The organism is Bacillus sp. COPE52, assembly GCF_003355115.1.
Lineage (GTDB): Bacteria > Bacillota > Bacilli > Bacillales > Bacillaceae_G > Bacillus_A > Bacillus_A toyonensis.
The window spans coordinates 2793516-2813382 of record NZ_CP031292.1 but is presented as its reverse complement, the minus strand read 5'-3'; the positions used below and the strand labels follow the sequence as shown (position 1 = coordinate 2813382).

General features: G+C 32.7%; 23 protein-coding genes and 1 pseudogene. 17 read left to right on the top strand and 7 right to left on the bottom strand.

Going from position 1 to position 19867, the window contains the following annotated elements; all coding sequences use genetic code 11:
* Nucleotides 1-80: 80 nt before the first annotated feature.
* The 4 genes from DPQ31_RS14070 to DPQ31_RS14055 form a co-directional block, all read right to left on the bottom strand.
* The gene (locus DPQ31_RS14070; RefSeq protein WP_087951064.1) at nucleotides 81-374 is read right to left on the bottom strand and encodes a hypothetical protein; all 294 of its coding nucleotides are present in this window, start codon (nucleotides 372-374) and stop codon (nucleotides 81-83) included.
* Between the two features lie 154 nt (nucleotides 375-528).
* Nucleotides 529-1731, bottom strand: coding sequence for an MFS transporter (locus tag DPQ31_RS14065; RefSeq protein ID WP_199633497.1), 1203 nt, complete (start codon nucleotides 1729-1731; stop codon nucleotides 529-531).
* A gap of 281 nt (nucleotides 1732-2012) precedes the next feature.
* Nucleotides 2013-2447 carry a hypothetical protein gene (locus tag DPQ31_RS14060; RefSeq protein ID WP_033657360.1) on the bottom strand — a complete coding sequence of 145 codons (435 nt, stop codon included), beginning with the start codon at nucleotides 2445-2447 and terminating at the stop codon, nucleotides 2013-2015.
* A 151-nt stretch (nucleotides 2448-2598) separates the two neighbouring features.
* Nucleotides 2599-2751 carry a YqbF domain-containing protein gene (locus DPQ31_RS14055; protein ID WP_079996667.1) on the bottom strand — a complete coding sequence of 51 codons (153 nt, stop codon included), beginning with the start codon at nucleotides 2749-2751 and terminating at the stop codon, nucleotides 2599-2601.
* A 485-nt stretch (nucleotides 2752-3236) separates the two neighbouring features.
* Here DPQ31_RS14055 and DPQ31_RS14050 point away from each other — a divergent pair, with 485 nt between their 5' ends.
* The 9 genes from DPQ31_RS14050 (at nucleotide 3237) to DPQ31_RS14010 (ending at nucleotide 8418) form a co-directional block, all read left to right on the top strand.
* Nucleotides 3237-3605, top strand: a complete 369-nt coding sequence (locus DPQ31_RS14050) for a hypothetical protein (RefSeq protein ID WP_033657361.1) — start codon at nucleotides 3237-3239, stop codon at nucleotides 3603-3605.
* A 192-nt stretch (nucleotides 3606-3797) separates the two neighbouring features.
* Complete coding sequence (locus DPQ31_RS14045; protein WP_098711971.1) at nucleotides 3798-4583, top strand: class I SAM-dependent methyltransferase; 786 nt, start codon at nucleotides 3798-3800, stop codon at nucleotides 4581-4583.
* A 69-nt stretch (nucleotides 4584-4652) separates the two neighbouring features.
* Nucleotides 4653-4841 (top strand): DUF3970 family protein, encoded by a 189-nt coding sequence (locus DPQ31_RS14040; RefSeq protein ID WP_000621879.1) that lies wholly within the window; start codon nucleotides 4653-4655, stop codon nucleotides 4839-4841.
* 77 nt (nucleotides 4842-4918) lie between these two features.
* Complete coding sequence (locus DPQ31_RS14035) at nucleotides 4919-5884, top strand: nucleoside hydrolase (RefSeq protein ID WP_098711972.1); 966 nt, start codon at nucleotides 4919-4921, stop codon at nucleotides 5882-5884.
* Between the two features lie 164 nt (nucleotides 5885-6048).
* Nucleotides 6049-6291 carry a GlsB/YeaQ/YmgE family stress response membrane protein gene (locus DPQ31_RS14030; RefSeq protein ID WP_000638302.1) on the top strand — a complete coding sequence of 81 codons (243 nt, stop codon included), beginning with the start codon at nucleotides 6049-6051 and terminating at the stop codon, nucleotides 6289-6291.
* Nucleotides 6292-6383: 92 nt separating this feature from the next.
* Nucleotides 6384-6779: a hypothetical protein gene (locus DPQ31_RS14025; RefSeq protein WP_000844593.1), complete on the top strand. Its 396-nt coding sequence runs from the start codon at nucleotides 6384-6386 to the stop codon at nucleotides 6777-6779.
* Nucleotides 6780-6963: 184 nt separating this feature from the next.
* On the top strand, nucleotides 6964-7110 hold the full coding sequence (locus DPQ31_RS14020; RefSeq protein WP_098711973.1) for a chorismate mutase: 147 nt from the start codon (nucleotides 6964-6966) through the stop codon (nucleotides 7108-7110).
* 169 nt (nucleotides 7111-7279) lie between these two features.
* Nucleotides 7280-7489 (top strand): hypothetical protein, encoded by a 210-nt coding sequence (locus tag DPQ31_RS14015; RefSeq protein ID WP_000834516.1) that lies wholly within the window; start codon nucleotides 7280-7282, stop codon nucleotides 7487-7489.
* Between the two features lie 263 nt (nucleotides 7490-7752).
* Nucleotides 7753-8418, top strand: a complete 666-nt coding sequence (locus DPQ31_RS14010) for a YjgB family protein (protein WP_098106678.1) — start codon at nucleotides 7753-7755, stop codon at nucleotides 8416-8418.
* Between the two features lie 241 nt (nucleotides 8419-8659).
* Here DPQ31_RS14010 and DPQ31_RS14005 read toward each other — a convergent pair whose 3' ends face one another.
* Nucleotides 8660-9901: an MDR family MFS transporter gene (locus DPQ31_RS14005; protein ID WP_098912152.1), complete on the bottom strand. Its 1242-nt coding sequence runs from the start codon at nucleotides 9899-9901 to the stop codon at nucleotides 8660-8662.
* A 101-nt stretch (nucleotides 9902-10002) separates the two neighbouring features.
* On the opposite strand from DPQ31_RS14005, the gene DPQ31_RS14000 reads away from it, so the two are divergent.
* The 5 genes from DPQ31_RS14000 (at nucleotide 10003) to DPQ31_RS13980 (ending at nucleotide 15532) form a co-directional block, all read left to right on the top strand.
* Nucleotides 10003-11739 carry an ABC transporter substrate-binding protein gene (locus DPQ31_RS14000; RefSeq protein WP_208732058.1) on the top strand — a complete coding sequence of 579 codons (1737 nt, stop codon included), beginning with the start codon at nucleotides 10003-10005 and terminating at the stop codon, nucleotides 11737-11739.
* 159 nt (nucleotides 11740-11898) lie between these two features.
* A complete protein-coding gene (locus tag DPQ31_RS13995; protein WP_098711977.1) occupies nucleotides 11899-12522 on the top strand; it encodes a YhbD family protein in 624 nt (207 codons plus the stop codon).
* A 13-nt stretch (nucleotides 12523-12535) separates the two neighbouring features.
* On the top strand, nucleotides 12536-13246 hold the full coding sequence (locus DPQ31_RS13990; protein WP_001258574.1) for a polymer-forming cytoskeletal protein: 711 nt from the start codon (nucleotides 12536-12538) through the stop codon (nucleotides 13244-13246).
* Nucleotides 13247-13264: 18 nt separating this feature from the next.
* The gene (locus DPQ31_RS13985) at nucleotides 13265-13972 is read left to right on the top strand and encodes a cytoplasmic protein (RefSeq protein ID WP_208732057.1); all 708 of its coding nucleotides are present in this window, start codon (nucleotides 13265-13267) and stop codon (nucleotides 13970-13972) included.
* Between the two features lie 24 nt (nucleotides 13973-13996).
* Nucleotides 13997-15532: an MDR family MFS transporter gene (locus DPQ31_RS13980; protein WP_106080553.1), complete on the top strand. Its 1536-nt coding sequence runs from the start codon at nucleotides 13997-13999 to the stop codon at nucleotides 15530-15532.
* A gap of 55 nt (nucleotides 15533-15587) precedes the next feature.
* On the opposite strand, the gene DPQ31_RS13975 is transcribed toward DPQ31_RS13980, so the two are convergent.
* Entirely contained in the window at nucleotides 15588-15908 is a 321-nt protein-coding gene (locus DPQ31_RS13975) for a hypothetical protein (protein ID WP_001062729.1), read from the bottom strand.
* Nucleotides 15909-16163: 255 nt separating this feature from the next.
* Between DPQ31_RS13975 and DPQ31_RS13970 the strand changes: the two genes are divergently transcribed.
* A complete protein-coding gene (locus DPQ31_RS13970; RefSeq protein ID WP_098711980.1) occupies nucleotides 16164-16943 on the top strand; it encodes a BC_2878 family exosporium-associated protein in 780 nt (259 codons plus the stop codon).
* Between the two features lie 363 nt (nucleotides 16944-17306).
* Here the strand turns inward: DPQ31_RS13970 and DPQ31_RS13965 are convergent.
* Nucleotides 17307-17504 (bottom strand): annotated as a pseudogene (locus tag DPQ31_RS13965) (isochorismatase hydrolase); the annotation flags it as partial.
* Nucleotides 17505-17844: 340 nt separating this feature from the next.
* Here DPQ31_RS13965 and DPQ31_RS13960 point away from each other — a divergent pair.
* Entirely contained in the window at nucleotides 17845-18615 is a 771-nt protein-coding gene (locus DPQ31_RS13960; RefSeq protein ID WP_098711981.1) for a GNAT family N-acetyltransferase, read from the top strand.
* Between the two features lie 548 nt (nucleotides 18616-19163).
* Nucleotides 19164-19859 (top strand): CsxC family protein, encoded by a 696-nt coding sequence (locus DPQ31_RS13955; RefSeq protein WP_001294998.1) that lies wholly within the window; start codon nucleotides 19164-19166, stop codon nucleotides 19857-19859.
* Nucleotides 19860-19867: the final 8 nt, after the last annotated feature.

Genomic DNA, 19867 nt, shown 5'->3' with positions numbered 1-19867 from the left:
AATTGGGAAAAGCATAGCAAAAATAAAAGACATGAATTTAGCGTATTACTAGTTATTCATGCCTATCAGTATAATTTTGGCTATGCCTTTTTGAGGATAAATGAGGAGGAAAGTAGGATGACTATTCCATTTAAAATATATACACTTGCAATAATAAAGGCTAACGTACCTACGCTAAATCCACTTTTATCGAATAAAGAAGCGAATGCTGTAGTAGTCAAAAAGACAATGGGAGTTAACAATAAGAAAACGAAACCTGCCACAATTCGCCTTTTAAAGCTATGTTGAGAAAGGGAAATGGTTAAAAAGTTTAGGATGCTAAATATAACTATTACAAAAATAAAGATAATAAATAACTGCATGCCATCATACATTTTTGCAACTCCTTTATTTATTATTTATATACTATATTCGAAAGCGAAAGGGGGACTCCTTTAAATCGTTTCACTTAACATATTAAATGGTTTTTTATAAAACAAAAAGGCATGGCCCAGTATAAAACTGAATCCATGCCCAATAATGTTTACGTTATAAATTCGCAGATTGCGAAGGTTGTTTTTCATAATGTTTCTGTTTAGAAAGGGAAATAGAAATAATCAACAACGAAACGACTCCGAAGATGAGAACCATATATTGCAACCCAATCGTATCTAAGAAGAAGCCAGTTCCAAGTAAGACAATTTGGAACATAACTCTCTCAAACATATTACGGAATGAGAAGAGGCGGCCGTGATAGCTTTTTTCTACTTTCGTTTGGAAAATTGTCGACATAATAGGGAAGAAACAGCCGACACTAAAGCCAAACAAACCAAATGATGTAAGAGCCATCCATTTTATATCGCTAAAGAACAATGAAAGGTGTGCAAAAGCGGTACAAACTGCGAAGAAATATAGTAATTTTTCAGGTTTAAAATGATCAGATAAACGTTTAATAACGAAGGCACCTAACATAAATGCAACACCTTCAATTGTATATATGAATCCTTTAATCGTTGGATCATGTTGCATTTCACTAATGTTAATAACCATTAAATTAAAACCAGCAATAAATAATAGTGGGATGATACTTAATATAAGTGCTGTGAAAGCAATAGGAATTCCTTTTAAAATACGAAATACTTCCATAAAACTATTATCTTTTGCAGCCTGTTTACTTGGCACTGTTGATTTTTTATCTTCAAATTGTAGAAAGAAAGTTGAAAGGAACAATAGAGCATATGCAGCCATTGAGAAGGCATACATATATTGTAAACTCATTACAACTAAAAGAATTCCACCTAGTGAAGTACCTGCAATACGAGCGATTGTACCAACATTCATATGTACACCGTTCATTTGTAATAACTCATGTTCACGTACGATGAGTGGAATTACAGATTGTAATGCAGGGAAATAAAATGCGGCTGAAATTTGAAGTGCAACCATAAAGGCGATCATAAAGGCTATACTTTCAAATTGAATAGCGAAAAACATAAAAATAACACTTAAAACCCGACCAAACCCAGCATAAAGAAGAACTTTTTTCTTATCATACTGATCGATGACCCGACCAGCCATTGGACCAACAAGAACACCTGCTAATAGTCCGATAAATAATATAACTGATTTCATAAAATCAGAAGGGACATATTTTTGCATAAATTCTAGGTTGCCAAGAATACCAAGCCATAAACCTAGACCAGCAATAAACTCCCCAATTAAAACGATCCAAACATTTTTATTACGCCACATAATGTAAAACCTCTCCGTCTTTTAAAGTGAAAAACTCGTATATAAAACCTCCTTATTTATGTAGTATTTTTTTACGAACTTTTTTCGAGTCAGAGTCTATATTACGTGTTTCATTAGTGGATTTCAATCTTTTTGATTTGGCGAAAATTGGATTTATGAGTTGATAAAATAAGCATTAAAAATAAAATGAACTTTGAATTAATTACATATAAAAAATAAAAAAAGCAAGAGCGTAATAGTACGTCTCACTTTTCTAAAATACACTTTGTAAATAGAGTTGCTTAATAACTATTATGACCTTGTCCAATTGCTAATGCACTAAAGGTGAGGGGGCCAATAACATCTGCACTTGCAGCACTTGTTAAATTTTCCACAGTTAAAGTGTATTCGTGAATCCCACAGCTTATATTTTTATTAATTGTTTGAAATGTTTCAACGTAATATTGTTCAGAATCTGTAGATCTAATACTTACTTGTGTGTTGAAAATTTCAATGTTGTTACGGAAAACCCTAAACAATATTTGTGATATATCAGTTATACCTTTAACTCCAACTGTAGCAATTAATTCTACTCGATTATCACGTGAATCTTTTATTGGAATTTTTAATTCAATATTTGCTAGAATTGCTTTGTTTGGGGAATCGGGAATTGTAAAAGTAGTTGCATCAGTTTTATTTATTGGCTGAATAGCTTGGTAATCAATGATATGAGTTATGGTTGTCACCTCCTCATATATTAAAATATGAAGGTAATGACGGATTAGATTGGACGTATATTAGAAGATAGTAATAGAATAGGGTTGAATATAGGGGAATAATATAAAAGCACCAAGAGTAGGTGGTGTATTTCTTGATGCCCTTCCTACATTAAGCAGAATATTCTTCTTTACGAACTTCGAAAAATTCATTACGTCGTAAGTAATTATAAATTTTTTCTGAAACCTCTTCTTCTTCAGACACTAAGTAACGATGATCAAACGCATAGAATGATTTTCCTTTAATTAATTTTACGTAATAGATTTTGCACGCCTCCTCTATCGAATGTATTACTTGCTTTATATTATGGTGGCCTATATACCTGTTAATCATACTTTGGGTTTCAAAAGGTAGAAGTAAAAATGTTAGCATGTTGAAATAGCTTACAAATCTGTAATGTTTTTGTCACCTTTTCCGATAGTTAAAAATAACCAATCTCTTCTATACTACAAATAAGTTACATAAAATAAGGAGGGAAAAAGATGGATGAAGTAATTGGAGAAGTTGTAGCAGGTATTTGTGAATTTGTGGTAGAAGTAACGGCAGATGCTATAGGAAATTTAGTTTCTGGAAATGATGAGGAAAAGGAAACATTGTAATAGGTTTTAAAAGTATAAAGGTAACTAAAATATAAAGGCTGATTCCTAAAGGGAAGTCAGCTTTTTTATTTTTTACATTTTATTAACTTTATTTAAATATTCATTTGTTATGATATTATTGAAGCTAATTAAGGGGGTGAAAAAATGAATATGCCGAATTTTGGGACTGATGTATCTGATTTTCGTTTGATTGTGGCGAATGTAGATGAAAGGGAATATCATTTTATTGTTCGGGAACATCCGATTTTAGGGAAAATTATATCGCTATTTGAAAATGGAAAAGAATATGGATTAATAGACAAACAAATCGCTATTAAAGATACATTTATTAAATCGGAGCTTACTAAGTTAGATGGTTTTAATATCGATATACTTCATCATACACCTGGATGGATATGGATTGGCATGAATCAATTTGGTTTACATGCTCGAGAGGCTACTTATAATGAAGTAGAAGTTATTATGAAGTTGAAAGAGGATTTATATTACATAGATATATATGAGGAAATAAAGATGTAATAGATATTTAGTTGGGTTAGGGGATTAGTTCCCATAACCTTTTTTGTTTTAAAGTAATATTCATATCATTTTGACGATGGTCTGTCTGTATTACAAGAGGTGAGCTGAAAAGAGGATTTGAAAATACATAAAGAGAACTTTAATTATTATATGAATCATATATGTTAATAACAATAGAAGGAAGATGATAAAATGAGTAAGGAAGAGCTTATGAAACAACAGTTTGGTAATAATGCAGAAAAGTATGTAAAAAGTAAAATTCATGCTAAAGGACTGGATTTACAATATGTAGTTCAACAAGTTGAACCTCGTCATAATAATCGTCTTCTTGATATTGCTACTGGTGGTGGACATGTTGCAAATTTATTAGCACCATTGTTTAAAGAAGTAGTTGCATTAGATTTAACTGAAAAAATGTTAGAGAATGCGAAAAAATTCATTTTAGGTAATGGGCATGACAATGTATCTTTTATCGTTGGACATGCTGAAAAATTGCCATTTGCTGATAAAGCATTTGATACAATTACATGCAGGATTGCAGCACATCATTTTACAAATCCGACGCGATTTATTTATGAAGTAAATCGAACGTTAGAAGAAGATGGATTATTTATTTTAATAGATAATGTTTCGCCAGAAAATAATGAATATGATACATTTTATAATTTTATAGAAAAAAAGCGTGATCCGAGTCATGAAAGAGCTTTGAAAAAGACAGAATGGATTACTTTATTAGAAAAAAATGGTTTGCAAATGCAGTCATGCTTCACTTTCGATAAAAAGTTTGATTTCGACTGGTGGTGTGACATGCTGGAAGTACCTATGCAAAAGCGTGAAAAATTAACAGAGTGTATGATGAAAACACCAAACGAAATGAAGGAATACTTTCATATTCTATTTGAAAATAATAAAGTAAAGTCATTCTATACTGAAATGGCTATGTTTATTTGTAAAAAAAGTACAACATTAAAAAGATAAATTTCTTGAAGTCTTTTCAAAGTGCGTTATACTTAGTACTGAGAAAATGAGAATTGAGGAATTGCAATAATGATTCGCGTACGTATTGAAGGAACTGAAGAAGAAATGCTTGAATTTATGGAGAAAATGCCGGACATTCCTGGATTTGAAAAAACGCATATGAGAGAACCGAGAAAAGGAAACAATCCAAAATACGATTCAAGTAAGAATGTATTAGCATATTTGTCTTATAAAAAGATTGAAGTCGCCAATAAATAGGCGGCTTTTTTAGTTTGCAGCGTTTCACCGCCTTGTCTTTTTCACATAATAATAATAGTAGATTATGCTGAAGAGAGGTGAGGATTGTTAATAAGAAAATTATCTTTTTTGGAGACTTTGGTATTGACGATGCAGTTGCGTTAATTTATGCAAATAAAACTTGTAAATTAGATATTATAGGAATTGTCGCAGAGTATGGGAATGTATCGCGAGAAATCGTTACAGAGAATGTATATTTTTTAGAAAAATACTATGCTACAGAAGTGAAAATCATCGAAGGTGCTGCTAGACCAATGACAGCTGAAGAGCCTTTATTCTTCCCGGAAATTCATGGGGATCACGGTTTAGGGCCAATTATTCCACCTGAAATGAGAATTTGTAAACGGGAAAATTTTTGTGAATTAATTAAATTAATTGAGCTTTGTCCAGAAGATATAGTTATTGTGGCGACAGGAAGATTAACAACACTTGCAACGTTATTTTTATTATATCCAAATGTAATGAATCGTATTTGTTCTTATTATATTATGGGAGGCGCTTTCTTATTTCCAGGTAATGTTACACCCGTGTCTGAAGCGAATTTTTATGGCGATCCAATTGCGGCGAATATTGTTATGAAGTATGCGCAGAACGCTACTATATATCCGTTAAATGTAACACAGGCTGCGCTTATTACTCCTGAAATGCTTGATATTATTAATAAAGAAGGAACGGGACAGGCGAAACTCATTAAACCAATGATCGATTTTTATTATGAGAACTTTTATAAAAAGGAATACCCGGGTATTACTGGGAGTCCTATTCATGATTTACTGCCGTTTATTTCGTTTATAAATGATGATATTTTCGAATATAAAAAATCAGCAGTTTGGATTAGTACGACGAATGATGTAATGAGAGGACAAAGTGTTGCGGATTTTAGAAAAATAGCTGAGCCAACGACGTTTGATAATAGGCCTGTACAAAAAATTGCGGTTGGTTTTAATTATCCAGTTTTTAAAGAAGAATTTATGAGGACGATATTAAAGCCTGATTGTCCCTAATATGTAAAATGTGAAGTTGTAAAATCATTTGTCCAGTGAGCTTCGTTCTCAAATAATCTAATAGTTGAGCTGTATGAATAACTTATGAAAAATGAAACATAACTAATGGTAAGCAATTGTTTCTGATTATAGTTTGATTGGTGAATTATAAAGGAGGTTATCATATGATTTGGTCTTTAATTGTCGGTGGTATATTAGGTTGGTTTGCAAGCTTAATTACTGGAAGGGATGTACCTGGCGGTGTAATTGGTAATATTATTGCTGGTATTGTCGGTTCTTGGCTTGGTACAGCGTTACTTGGTAAATTTGGACCTATTATAGGTGGATATGCGATTGTTCCAGCCTTAATAGGTGCGATTATTTTGATTTTCATCGTAAGCTTTATATTCCGGGCGATGCGAAAATGAATACAGGGGGCTGTTTACATTTGTAAGCAGTCCCTTTGAATTATATGGCCTAATCTGTTATGCTACTGTTATACAATCAGGAGGTGTCAGCATTGAAATCATATACAGTAAATTTCCATCAAGAAGATAATGCAAAAGCGACAACAGTACATAAATTAAGTGAAGAGGACTTCAATAAAGCAACAGAAAAAGGTACTCGTCATCTATTTGATTTAGATACAAACGTTGGTTTCTTCGTATTCTTTGACGCAGAAGATGCAGAAGGAAATGATCAATACTTAATGTTACAATATGAAGGAGATCACGAAGAGCCAAGTGCTTGCTACGGATTTGATTTGAAATTATACTATCAATTTTTAGCATTATACTTAAATGATCTTGAATTCCAAGGTGAAACAAATGAAGAAGAGGAAGAATATGGTCCAATTCATCATTTAGCGCACTTACTTTATCATATTGTAGAAGATGGTAAGTCAATCGAAGTGTAATATACATATTTGAAGCTGTCCAATATTGGACAGCTTTTTAATTATATAATAAAGGTACATGTATGTTGTATACTAAAAAGTTGAGGGGAAATGGAATTTTCCGAAGGGTTGTTTATTTCTTCCATGTTTCAATCGGAATACATCTGTTATAATGTGCATAATTAAATTCATGGGGGCTAATTCAATGCTTGTAGATGTAAAACATTTTATTAAAGCGGCAAGTTTAACATGTATAACGGCACTGAGTGGAGATAATACATTTGCTCATAATTTTGAAACTGTAAAAAGTACGATTTCTACATACGTAAAGAAAGTAAAACTTACCTCTTAGTTTTGCTTTTAAAGCTTATCTACATATGTTATTTTGGAAAGAATCTGTATTATTTCAGGTTCTTTTTAATTTATACTAAAGTATAGATAAGTTCATCTGCTATTTGAAAATCTTTTTATATAAATGTATTATTATAAAGGTCATAAATTTTAGAAAAGAGGTGAATTTCGTGAAAAGTTTTGGCATGCTAGCAAGCTCTGCTTTGTTTTCTCTGTTTCTGTTATTATTTAATGTTCAATCGTTTTATAATAAATACACAGAAGAAAATACATATTATTGGATAAATGGTGTATTAGCAGTGATATTCCTTATATCGTTTATCATACATATAAAAGATATTATAAAGAAAAATTATACAACTTCATTAAAACAAGAGTAGAGAGAATCATATGTTTACTAATAAGAAATGATGTAATTAAATTTCAAACCTTAAAAATATGAGACCAGCAGGGAAATGTTACGTAGTTTCTGTTGGTTTTTTGCGTTTTTGTGACGTACTTTATTCAAGGTGACAGAAGAAGGATAAAGCATGTAAGAAGAGAAGGTGTATAGTAAGGAAAAACAACACATCTCAACCTGTTTGAAATCAATGTAAGATAAAAATCATGTTATAGAGTGTTTACGAATGGGAGGTAGTAAAATATGAAAGCGCATTTGAGAATATTGTTCACTTTAACATGTGTATTAACATTGATGGCTTGTACGAATAATGAGGAAAAGAAACAGACGAACCCAACATCTGAAAAAAATACGGAACAAAAGAATGAAGGAACTGCACCTCAAAAAGAGAACGAGTCAGCGAATAACCCCAAAAATCAAGATTCAACAAAACCTTCAACAGGGCCAGATTCAAAAAGTCCAACTCTTAACCAAAAATCAATTAACTATGTTAAAGAATTATTTGAACTAGCGAAAGAAGGGAAAGTACCTAATGTTCCATTTGCTGCTCATACAGGAGATATCGAAGAAATAGAAAAAGCATGGGGGAAAGCAGATAAAACAGAACAAGCAGGGAGCGGAATGTACGCAACCTTTACAAATAAAAATGTTGTCTTCGGTTTTAATAAAGGATCACAAGTTTTTGATGTACGTTCATATCAAACAGAACTAAAGTCAATTACATTAAAAGAAATTGAAAAGGCGTTAGGAAAACCAACTTCAGTTAAAGTAAATGGTGAAGATCAAATATATGTATATAAAGTAAACAATCAGTTCGAGTTAAAATTCATCATTCCAAAATCGATCGGTAAGGTATATCATATTTCGGTATTTTCGCCAGAGGATAGTATTAATAAAATGGCAGGATAAAAAATCAAATAATCTCCAGAACACCTCACTTATTTTAAAAGTGAGGTGTATTCAATTGTAAACAAGGTATGTTTCCGACCTTATGATACATACTTTCATATGGCGAAATAATTCAATTATATTTTTGAAAAAAATACAAAGCAAGTAAAAAAACGCTATCTACCTATAGATTTATAGGGAAGGATAACGTTTTTTATAATTCATCTAATAAGAGATATCGATCTATTAAAAAAGTAGCATCCTATAAAACTTGAGGGGTATGTTGCGAATTATCTTTTTGGACATTTCCCTTTATTTTTTTACGTTCTAAATTTTGAACAAAAAGTGCCTGAACAATACCTCCAACTATTAAGAAACATGCACAAATATAAAATAGCATATTACCGTTTAGTTTACTTAATAATACTGCACCAATAACAGGACCGCACGTTCGAGATATATCCCAGTGTATGCCATAAATCGAAAAATACAATCCACGTTTATCTGTAGGAGCGATCTCTGAAACGAATCGCAATAAATGGTTTAAAGCAATACTTTCTCCAATGACTAAAAAGAGTAATGTGAAAAATAGTGACGAGATTGTTGATGAAAGCCCGTAGCCAATTGCGGCTATCGTATAGCAGGCGTAAGAAATAAGGATGATTTTCGTCATGGAAAATCGTTCAGACCATTTTACGAGGAAAATTTGTAGAATGATTTCCAAAATGGCTTTACAAGTTGAAATAAATGCGAGTATGAATACGAAATTTGGAAATACATGTTCTGCGAAAATACGATAATTTGTTTCCGTTTGTGCATAGAAAAAGCTAATAGGAAGTGTAGAAGCCATAAGTCCAAATACAGCGTAATGTTTGTGTACAAATTGTTTTGGAGATGATGCTACTTCAAGTGTTTGTTTTGGCGTTGTAATTGCTGGAGCAGTTTCTGGGAGCTGCGTCCAAACAACTATTGCATATATCATAAGTGTAATACTTTGCATCATAAATAAATATTCAGGGTGAGTAGTATAAAAGATAGCACCAATTAAAGGACCGATTACGGATCCAATTGCTCCCATCGTTTGCAGGAGAGCAAAAATTTCTGCTTGCTGCTTTTGTTTTGTTAAATCGGCAATTTGCGCACGTTGAGCTGGAATGTATAAAGAACGACCAATACCATTAATGACGTATAACAGTGCAAATATAAAAATGGATTGAGCAAAAATAAAACTACCGATTGCAACACCTTGCAGCAATAGGCCGAGTAACATAATTTTTTTTCTCCCATATTTATCAGTAACGCCCCCAGCAATAAGTGTAAAGACAATGTCTGAAAGTGGTTGTAGTCCGAAAATAAGCATAGTCATCATTATATTGCCGTTTAACATCTTATTAACGTATATAATCATAATGAGGGCTAACATTGATTCCGTTGTTCGGGTTAATAATTCACCACACAGTCTAATGATAATAGGTTTATTGTAACGTAGTAAGAGATGGTTCAATTTGATTTCCTCCTTTCTATATTGAAATGATAAGATGAAAGGAGAAATGGAAAAAGGGTAGAAATAAAAGGGAGTATTTTTCACCTTTTAGGGGGATTATGATGTTTATTTTAGATCAATACATTGAATTATGGTTTGCCTATGGGAAAGGGAAACGAGAAGGAGAACAATTAGAGATAACAGTGCAAAATATATCTGAAACTTTATTTTGTACAGAGCGTAATAGTAAATTAATTATAAAAAAATTAGAAGAGTTACATTGGATCGCTTGGTTTCCAGGTCGCGGGAGAGGAAATCGTTCTAAATTAATATTTAAAAAGAATCCGGCACCATTGATTTTAGATAGAGGAAAAGAAATAACGAAAAAAGGGGATGTGAAAAGCGGGATCTCATTTGTGGAACGCTATAGCGCACATTTTCCATCAGTAAAGAGAGAATACCAGTCTTGGGTTGATTCTATATTTGGTCATAAAATTGAAATGACTTCTGAAGGGAGAAAAGATGTACTCCGTTTACAAGTACAAATGAATCTGGACATCGCTTTAGATCCAGTTTACGCTACAATGCGCTCGGAATGTCATATGGTTAAACATATTTTTGATACACTCGTATATATCAATGAAGAAAGAACTGCTATTGAGCCGAGACTTGCTTTTCACTGGGAATATAATGATGAAGAAAAAATATGGACATTTTATTTACGAAAAGGAGTTCACTTTCATAATGGAAAACGCCTTACTGCACATGATGTTATATATTCATTGAATCGATTCATGACAGCTGTAGACAACCCGCACGCATGGATGTTACAGCATGTGGAAAGTTTTCATGCAGTTGGTGAATATGTTTTAGAAATTAAATTACATACGGAAAATATGATGTTTTTACATATGCTAAGTTTAGAACAGTGTTCTATCGTAAGTGAAGATGAAGCAGGAAAATTAATAGGGACAGGACCTTTTCAGTTATACAAAAGTAATGAAGATCTGTTTATACTGGAAGCGCATCATTTATATTTTCGTGAGAGACCTTTTCTAGATCGCGTTGAGTTGTGGAATGTAGAACAAAGTGTAGATACATATGATGTTTTAGTAAAGGCACAGTATAAAGATAAAGAGAAACATAATAAAGAACTGTCTCGACTTGAGTCGAACGTGACTTATGTAACATGCAATCTTACGAAAGAAGGACCAATGCAAGATAAGTTATTTCGGAAAGCGTTATATAAAATCATTCATGGCGATATAATCGTTCAAGAACTCGGTGGAGAACGTGGAGAAGTGGCAAAGGAACTAATATCAGCAAAGGCCAGCATAGTAGAGATAGAGGAAGATATAGAAAGTTTAATGAAAAGAAGTATTTATCAAAATGAAGTGCTACAACTGTATACATTTAAAGGACGAGATCACGTTGAAGATGCAAAATGGATACAAAAAGAGTGTGCGAAATATGGAATTTGTGTAGAGATTAATTTTCTTGAAATAGAAGAACTATTGCAAATAAGTACGATACAAAAACCTGATATCATGCATGATAGCGCAACAATTAGTGAACGAATAGAAGATAGTTTGCTATATATGTTTCTGACAAAAAACAGTTTTATTCATGGGCATAGCAGCATGAACTTTCATGAAATGTTGTCCCCTTATTTTAAACAAGAACAAGTAGAGAAAAGAGTTGCACTGTTACGCGATCTTGAGGACACATTGTTACGTCAAATTCATATTATTCCTTTATATCGTAACAAACAAGAGGTAAGTACACATGAAAAAGTACAAAATATAATGATTAATTCGCAAGGTTGGATTGATTTTTATGAAATATGGTTTAAGTCTTGATATATATAGGTTCTTACGCATTTTTCAGAAGATGTGTCAGAGCCTTTTTTCTATGTGAAACAAGTTTGTTTTACACATTGTTACGCTACTTGTAGTATAATTCCATTTACAACGTAACAGTGTTATGTTACATTGTTGTTAGGAAGGAGTGTTATACAGTTGAGTACAGATTTAATTTCAAAAAAAGATTTATTAGAGCTTACAGGTATTTCATACGGACAGTTATACAGGTGGAAGAGAAAAAATTTAATTCCGGAAGATTGGTTTGTACGAAAGTCAACATTCACTGGTCAAGAGACATTTTTTCCGAAAGAAAAGATTTTAGAGCGTATTGATAAAATCCAAACGATGAAAGAAGATTTATCACTAGATGAATTAGCAAATATGTTTTCACCGAGTGTGACAGAAATCCTTTTAACGAAAGAAGATCTCATCCGTAAAGGGATTACATCAGAACCTGTTTTACAATTTTTTATTGAGCAAACGAACAAAACGACAGACTTTCGATTTGTAGATATTCTTTATGTGTATATGTTAGAAGAGTTACTACAATCAGGAGAAGTTAGTTTAGAAGAAGGAAAAATGGTTCTGCAAGTTTTACGAGAAAATTATGAAGCAATCAAACATAAAAATTGTGATTTAGTTATGATTCGAAAAATAGGGATTTCTACATGTTTCTTAGTATCAAATATTGAGGATTTAATTTTTGAAAAGGGAACGAAGATTATTTTACGAGAAGCGATTATGAAGTATACCGAAGTATTAAAAACTAAACTGTTGTAGTGGAGGAGAAATAATGCGTACAGAAAATTTAATTATAAATGGTTACGGTTCATCCAATGGCGGTGAATTTCATAAAGTACAACTAAATGGAAAAGGCACTGTAAACGGAAATGTTGAATGTGATGAATTTCAATGTAATGGTTATGGTGCAGTAACTGGTGATTTGAACAGTAGCAACGCAAGAATTAGTGGATCAGGTAAAGTCGATGGTACAGTTAATACAGAAACGATGCGAATTGATGGGAAAGCAACAATTACACAAGATGTAAAGGCGAATAGTTTAAAAATTGCAGGAAAAGGTACGATAGGTGGAAACGTTAAGGGTGAAGAATTTAAAATCAACGGTCAAGCGACGATTGATGGGAATTGTGAAGTTGATATTTTTTCTTCAGAAGGACAATTTACAATCGGTGGTTTATTAAGCGCAGATGAGATTAATATAAATATTCACGGTACATGTAGAGCGAAAGAAATTGGCGGCCAAACGATTAAAGTAAGACATAGATTGAGTACATTTAGTAGACTATTTAAATCAGTATTTGGCTTGCAGTTAGAAGCTGAATTGTTAGAAGGTGACAATATCGATATTGATTATGCTCACATAAAAACAGTAAGAGGAAACAATGTAACAGTAGGACCGAACTGTGAGATTGAACTGATTGAATATAGCGGTGTTATTACTGTTGATAAAAGCGCAAATGTAAAAGAAATTAAGCAAGTTTAACGGAGGGGGGAAATCAGTATGGAACATCAACATAGTCTCACAGTAAATGGTTCTGGTAATTCAGCGGGCGGAGATTATAACAAAGTGAAGATTCGCGGTGAAGGGACAATTGCGAATGATATGAGTTGTAATGAGTTTAAAACATATGGCACAAGTGATGTGCGTGGCAATATGAAAGTTAAAAACTATGTCGTGTATGGAGATAGTGAAGTACAAGGAAATGTAGATGCAGCATATGTAAAAGTATATGGTAATACACAAATGCGTGGTGATGCTCATATTGAAAAAACAAAAATTAGAGGTATGATTGATGTTACAGGGAAGTTTTCAGGTGATTTCGTAGATGTGAAAGGTGCTTTAAATGTGAAGGGAGATATTGAAGTAGAAGAATTATCACTAACTGGTGGTCTTGAAAGTGATGGTTTGCTTAATGCTGAACATATTGAAATCTCACTTCGTTATGAAGGAAGTAAAGTAAGAGAAATCGGTGGCAAAAAGATTACAGTGCGTAAGAAATCAAGATTTATTCCTTTTACTAGTCATGCTGGAAACCTCCAAACTTCAATTGTTGAAGGGGATGATATTTATTTAGAACATACAATTGCTGAAGTAGTAAGAGGAAACAACGTTACCATTGGTTCTGGATGTGAAATTAGTGTTGTAGAATATCATACTAGTTTTAATCAAAAAGGTAATGCAGTCGTAAAAGAACATAAACAAATATAAGTAATGCGAGGGAGAGCAAGAGATATGGTTGAGAAGAATAATAAGCTTGGCTTTATTGTGGCGGGCTTATTGCTAGGTATTTTAATGGCATCAATGGATAATACCATTGTCGTAACAGCGATGGGAACGATCGTTGGTGACTTAGGAGGTCTTGAAAACTTTGTATGGGTCGTTTCTGCCTATATGGTCGCAGAAATGGCAGGTATGCCGATTTTCGGTAAACTATCAGATATGTATGGAAGAAAGAGATTCTTTATTTTCGGTTTAATCGTCTTTATGATTGGTTCGGCACTTTGTGGGACTGCTGAAAATATTACACAATTAGGCATTTATCGTGCCATTCAAGGTATTGGCGGCGGGGCATTAGTGCCGATCGCGTTTACTATCGTGTTTGATATTTTCCCACCTGAAAAGCGCGGGAAAATGGGTGGATTATTCGGAGCAGTATTTGGATTATCAAGTATTTTCGGGCCATTACTTGGCGCATATATTACAGATTATATTAGTTGGCACTGGGTATTTTATATTAACTTACCGCTTGGCATTTTAGCACTTATTTTTATTACATTCTTTTATAAAGAATCACGAGTTCATAAAAAACAAAAAATTGATTGGTTCGGCGCAATTACTTTAGTTGGTGCAGTAGTTTCTTTAATGTTTGCACTTGAACTTGGCGGACAAAAATATGATTGGAATTCTAGCTTTATTTTAAGTTTATTTGCTGGATTCGCTATTTTAATAATCGCATTTATTTATATCGAACGAAAAGTAGAAGAGCCAATCATTTCATTTGAGATGTTTAAACAACGTCTGTTTGGAATGAGTACAATTATTGCATTATGTTACGGAGCTGCATTTATGTCAGCAACTGTGTACATTCCGTTATTTATTCAAGGTGTATATGGTGGGACTGCAACAAACTCAGGATTGTTACTTTTACCGATGATGTTAGGGTCAGTCGTAACAGCACAGTTAGGCGGATTTTTAACGACAAAGCTTAGCTACCGAAACATTATGATTATTTCTGCTGTTATTATGCTAATCGGATTATTCTTATTAAGCACGTTAACGCCTGAAACAAGTCGGGCAATATTAACGGTTTACATGATTATTATCGGATTCGGAGTTGGTTTCTCATTCTCGGTACTAAGCATGGCTTCAATTCACAACTTTGGTATGGAACAGCGCGGATCTGCGACTTCAACGAGTAACTTTATTCGTTCATTAGGTATGACACTTGGTATTACAATCTTCGGAATGATCCAAAGAACAGGTTTCCAAGAACAATTAGAAGAAGCATTTAAAGGTATGGGCGGGGGAATGAATTCAAACGCTTTAGGAGATTCAAGAGCCATTTTATCAGAATCGGCTAGAACTCAAATTCCGCCACAAATATTAGATAAAATTATTGACGCTCTTTCTAGTTCAATCGTTCAAACATTCATGTGGGCATTGGTACCAGCTGGTTTAGCATTCGTATTCATTTTCTTTATGGGAAATGAGCGCATGGTGTTGCAGAAAGAACAAAAGAATATAAAGAGTGAAACATCAAAATCTTAATGAAAAAGCTCCTTTCAAATTTGAAAGGAGCTTTTGTCGTATGTACGGTGTTAAATTAGCCTTCGATGATTTCGTATTCTTCGTCTGCTAATAATAAAATTTGTGTTTTCTTACCTTTGTTTTGAACTTCGATTACATCATATGTACCTAAGTCTCTTAGTTTGCTTTGAGAAGCATTAACCATAACTTCCATAGAATCAATTAAGATATCTTCTTCAATGTATGATTCAGGCAATGCCATATCTTCAGTTTCTAATACACATGCGTATAGATTTTGTAAGTTTTCAGCAGTTGGGTTTTGTTCCTCAACATCAATGATGTTTTTTACTGCGTCCATATTTTCTTCTTTTGCTTGATATACTTTAATTTTAGCCATTGTTTTAATCTCCTTTATAACGTAATCGTAGAGGCTACACCTTATTATAACGTTTTTTTCATGAAAGATGAAATTGTTATACGTATTTATAGTAAAAAATATGTGTTATTACTTATAATTGGTGTAATTCCCTTATTAATCTAATGAGTAGTTAACTATCTCCTTACGTTAATATTATATTGTCCAAGCTTTTCTTATCTTCCGCTCATATTATATGTATTAGATAAAAACATATAGGGAAGGGATTGAATGTAAGTGGATTGCGAGCCGAAACGAAATTGTGGGTGTTGTCAAAATAGTATATGTGAATTTTTACAAAGTCTAGAACCTTTTACTCAAGTTGAAAGTATCGTAATAGCTGGAAACGAAATCGATGTATCTTATTTTCTTTCATTTAACAAGAGGAAGGGCATTGTATCATTTGTACAACAAGACAATGAGGTAATATTTGTAGACTGTTCAAAGATTGATGCAATTCGAATAGGAAAAGTGTGTAGTTGTAAATCGAAAGTTAAATATATTGAAGAGGACTTTAGCTTGCTAGGAAATGTTTGCCCGCAATGTTTAACGGAGGGTAGTACAATCTTTTTTGATTTTAACAATCCTGAATTAAATGTGTCTTTCCAAGCAACCACAATTAATCCACCTAGATGTACTGAATTTACAGATGAACTCGGGAATGTAGTAAAGCAAATTACTATAGTAGGTGAGGCAATTGTTTCTAAAGATTTCGTTCAAGTGCCTGAACTGGTAGGTTTTCGACTGCTTTTATCGCATCCAGCTGGAGATCCTTTAAACTACGGATTGTTATTTATTAATTTTCCTGATACGATTTTTATTTTTATATTGGCATCAAGCGGATACCTTTCCATTTCGAACTGCTTAAAAATAGAGAGTGGAACTGGTAATGCTGAAATAGAAGAGCTGAAAAAAATGATAAACGATGATGATAACACGTACAAATCAGTTGTTAAATTGACTAAAGTATATAAAAATGGTGAGACGGAATCCTTTATTTCTAAGAAGGAGTTATAACGTATCTATTGATTAACCCTCTTAAAATACAGGAGGGTTTTTACATATAATGGGAGCGTTATAGTGGCGGGAAAATCACTTTTGTCGTATGTACGGTGTTAGAAGTAAATAGAGTGGTTAGTTGTACTATGATTTGTTATGGATAATCTCCTATAATGCGGTCTTTTGCAGCAAAATATGAAAGAAGCCATTACAGAAAAGCTAGGGGAATAGTATGTAATTGATTTAAATAAAGTGACGGAAGAGCATACAATATTGATAAAGCAATTAAGAAAAGGGCTATTGAAGCAGCCCTTTTCTTAATTATGTACATAGCTGTTGCTATTTTTATTATGTTTACATAGTTATCCAAAATTGAGTAATTTATTTACTAAATTCCTTTTGAGCTCCCATATAGCTTCCTATAATATTTTGATAACTTGGAAGGTGTTTAGCAAGTAAAGCTCCAAAGCCTTCAACATCATTTCGCCAGTCACGCTGTAATTCTGCTGCAACGCTAAACCAGTTCATTAGTTGAACCCCGCCATGAGCCATACGCATAAGAGCGGCGTCACTTTTTGAAAGGCGAGAATAGAAATCAGTCATTTTATAATCCCCCTTAAAAAGCTTATTTATTAATCAATCTTACAGCGATTCAACTGGATTGGTATATGGTTAAAATTTTATCAACAAATAGTTTTCATTTGGATAATAAGATGTATATTTTAAAATTGAAAAAGTGAATTTATATTTTTTGATTTGATGTTATAATGATTTTGTATTTGTGAATAATTTATAATTATATGAAAGTTAAGTCTAATGGGTGTTTGCTTATATGCCGAATAAATGGATGTGTAAAAAGGGTATAAGTTACCTCATGAAAATGTAGAGTTATATTGATTTGTAGAAAGCAGGAATGTAAATGATATATGAAGCGAATATACATACTAGAAGAAAATTAGTTTCCATGTTCGAAGATTTTAATAATGTTATATTACTTTCTTATTTACAAGGACATATGGGAAGAGCCTGGGTAAACGATCTAGAAAATCCGACAGTAGCACAAGTTACAGTAGGGATTTTCACATTTTATACTGGAGATCCAAATGTGAAAGAAACAGAAGAGTTATTACGTAATATTCCTGAAAAAATGTTAGTAATCGTAAATAGTGAAGAATGGAAAAAGCGTTTAGAAATATTTTATGAAAGAAAAATAGATAAGTTTTTACGCTATAAATTCAAACGTAATTCGGAAGTTTTTGACCGTTCAAAATTACAATCTTTTATGTCAACACTTCCAAAAGGATATGAGTTAAGAAGAATAGATGTGCATATTGCAAATGATTCTACACTACATAAGCTTTCTGAAGACTTTACAAGTCAATTTCAATCGGTAGAAGATTATTTAAATCGAGGTATAGGTTATAGCATTTTGTATAACGGAGAAGTTATATGTGGTGCATCCTCGTATAGTATTTACGATAAGGGGATAGAAATTGAAGTTGCGACGGATCTGAACCATAGAAGAAAAGGTTTGGCGACCGTAGTGAGTGCAGCGTTAATATTGGATTGTTTAGAAAAGGGGAAATACCCAAACTGGGATGCAGCGAATACGACATCTGCCAAACTAGCAGAAAAGCTAGGATATGTTTTTGATAAGGCGTATGATACTTATTTTGTGGATAATAGATGAATGATCAGAGATTGTAAGAGTTGTACAAAATAAAGAATTTAGAAAGGGAAAGACAAATGACTGGAATGTTTCGATAGCATTGTTAAAAACTCCTATGGAAATATTAGGGAATAAAATGATTATTTCAATAATAAGGTGATTTTATAATCTATTGAGTACAAAAACCGGCTTTTTTAGCTGGTTTTTATTTTTTATAAAGGGGACAATAGTCGTGATGTTCTGTTTTGTGGATAGTATTAAGTTGGCAGCTGGTTCTTATTAAATGTATTCTTTGTTAGATAGAATAAAAGACTCTTGAAAAATTAATTTTGGAACACCTATTAGCTCTATCATAAAAAAGTCGAGAAATTCTATTTTATATAGGTAGACATCAGTATAGGCTCTATATATTAATTTATGTATTTTTAACTATCAAGAGGAATTGAAGCTTTTACTATGCAATTGATAAAAGTGACTATGATACAAACCCACGCATTAATAGAAAAAGTACATATACAGTAAAGAGAGTTAAAAAACTCTAAATTTTATTATAAAGGAGATTATAAAATATGAGTGAACAATGTCCAATTAATGTACCATGTCAGGTAGTAGGACAAACCCAAACACCATTAAGTGATGCACCTGCAACGCCAATTACTACTCCGGGAGCACCAATTGTAAAAATACCGGTTGTATTAGCAGAAAGAACAATTCAAATTGTTGTAGAATCTGATATTTCATTAGATCCTCCAGCGGTTGAAATTAAACGTATCTTAAAAAATGCATTTTTAACACAATGTAAGTTAGTTCCTGTAGCATTCGAACCAGTACCAGGTACACCTTACCGTCGAGTTACAAGAGCAAAGTTATTTGTACAAGGATATATTCGTAAAAATATTGAATATGCAAATGACGAGTGTAATGGAGTGCTATATGACCGCATTGCTAATGTTCCATTTTCTGGTTTTGCTGATTTAACAGCTGGTGATTTTCTATCACTAGCTATAGTGGCTGCTTCCTCAGATACTACTTCTCACTTTATTAATCCTAAAAATGGTGATCTACCACGTTTAGACAAATACTTCTTCGAAAATACAGTTTTTTATAATGAACAACCGTATTGCGAATTAGTCAGCGCTCAATTTTTTGAATTAGACTTTTCACCTTGTCCAACAGACCTAAACGAACCATTTGATACTCTTCGTGAAAAAATTGTACTAGATCTTACTTTAAAAGTTTTACAAGTACAACAAGTACAAGTATAAAACTAAAA

Coding starts and splice junctions, on each gene's coding strand:
- DPQ31_RS14070 (WP_087951064.1), bottom strand. CDS start 374: ATGTATGATGGCATGCAGTTATTTATTATCTTTATTTTTGTAATAGTT.
- DPQ31_RS14065 (WP_199633497.1), bottom strand. CDS start 1,731: ATGTGGCGTAATAAAAATGTTTGGATCGTTTTAATTGGGGAGTTTATT.
- DPQ31_RS14050 (WP_033657361.1), top strand. CDS start 3,237: ATGCCGAATTTTGGGACTGATGTATCTGATTTTCGTTTGATTGTGGCG.
- DPQ31_RS14045 (WP_098711971.1), top strand. CDS start 3,798: ATGAGTAAGGAAGAGCTTATGAAACAACAGTTTGGTAATAATGCAGAA.
- DPQ31_RS14040 (WP_000621879.1), top strand. CDS start 4,653: ATGATTCGCGTACGTATTGAAGGAACTGAAGAAGAAATGCTTGAATTT.
- DPQ31_RS14030 (WP_000638302.1), top strand. CDS start 6,049: ATGATTTGGTCTTTAATTGTCGGTGGTATATTAGGTTGGTTTGCAAGC.
- DPQ31_RS14020 (WP_098711973.1), top strand. CDS start 6,964: ATGCTTGTAGATGTAAAACATTTTATTAAAGCGGCAAGTTTAACATGT.
- DPQ31_RS14010 (WP_098106678.1), top strand. CDS start 7,753: ATGAAAGCGCATTTGAGAATATTGTTCACTTTAACATGTGTATTAACA.
- DPQ31_RS14000 (WP_208732058.1), top strand. CDS start 10,003: ATGTTTATTTTAGATCAATACATTGAATTATGGTTTGCCTATGGGAAA.
- DPQ31_RS13990 (WP_001258574.1), top strand. CDS start 12,536: ATGCGTACAGAAAATTTAATTATAAATGGTTACGGTTCATCCAATGGC.
- DPQ31_RS13985 (WP_208732057.1), top strand. CDS start 13,265: ATGGAACATCAACATAGTCTCACAGTAAATGGTTCTGGTAATTCAGCG.
- DPQ31_RS13980 (WP_106080553.1), top strand. CDS start 13,997: ATGGTTGAGAAGAATAATAAGCTTGGCTTTATTGTGGCGGGCTTATTG.
- DPQ31_RS13975 (WP_001062729.1), bottom strand. CDS start 15,908: ATGGCTAAAATTAAAGTATATCAAGCAAAAGAAGAAAATATGGACGCA.
- DPQ31_RS13960 (WP_098711981.1), top strand. CDS start 17,845: ATGATATATGAAGCGAATATACATACTAGAAGAAAATTAGTTTCCATG.
- DPQ31_RS13955 (WP_001294998.1), top strand. CDS start 19,164: ATGAGTGAACAATGTCCAATTAATGTACCATGTCAGGTAGTAGGACAA.